At 54.1% G+C, this 601-nt stretch carries 1 protein-coding gene; it reads left to right on the top strand.

Annotated features, from left to right (window positions below; genetic code table 11):
- Positions 1-29: 29 nt before the first annotated feature.
- Positions 30-601, top strand: a 572-nt coding sequence (locus AACQ83_RS24385; RefSeq protein WP_146748319.1) for a POTRA domain-containing protein, incomplete at its 3' end; no start/stop codon positions are given.

A 601-nucleotide genomic window follows, 5' to 3' on the forward strand; every position in this document is an offset into this window, starting at 1 on the left:
CCGCTCTGGCATTGTGGAATAGAAAGTCAATGAAAAGCAGTATCTTAGTGTTTGCGGTTTTTTATAGCGTGGTTTCAGGCAGTCAGGCTGCCGACCTCTCAGCACAACAACTCATTCATCAACAGGCACGTCAGCAAGCCCTGGAGGCGCAATTAACGCCACCCCCTGCGGAGGTTCACCTGTCTGTCCCCGAACAGGCGGTGTCATCCGCCTTTCCGCTGGAAACGCCGTGTTTTCCGATCACCCGCGTCGTGTTGGCAGGCACTGAAAATTTCCCGCGCTGGTTGCCGTTCAGGCGTGTCGCTCAACAGGGCGAAAACCATTGCCTCGGCGCTCAGGGCATTAACCGGCTGATGACCCGATTGCAAGATCAGCTCATTAATCACGGCTATGTCACCAGCCGGGTTCTGGTTCCTCGTCAGGATCTGCATACCCAAACGCTAAAACTAGTGATGATACCGGGCAACATCCGGCATATCCGCTATACCCCTGACAGCGGGAAATATATCCAGCGGATAACCCCCTTTCCCGCGCGTGAAGGAAAATTGCTGGATTTACGGGACATTGAGCAGGGACTGGAAAACTTGCAACGTTTCCCGAC

The organism is Photorhabdus sp. S10-54, from assembly GCF_963878145.1.
GTDB classification, from domain to species: Bacteria; Pseudomonadota; Gammaproteobacteria; order Enterobacterales; family Enterobacteriaceae; genus Photorhabdus; species Photorhabdus kayaii.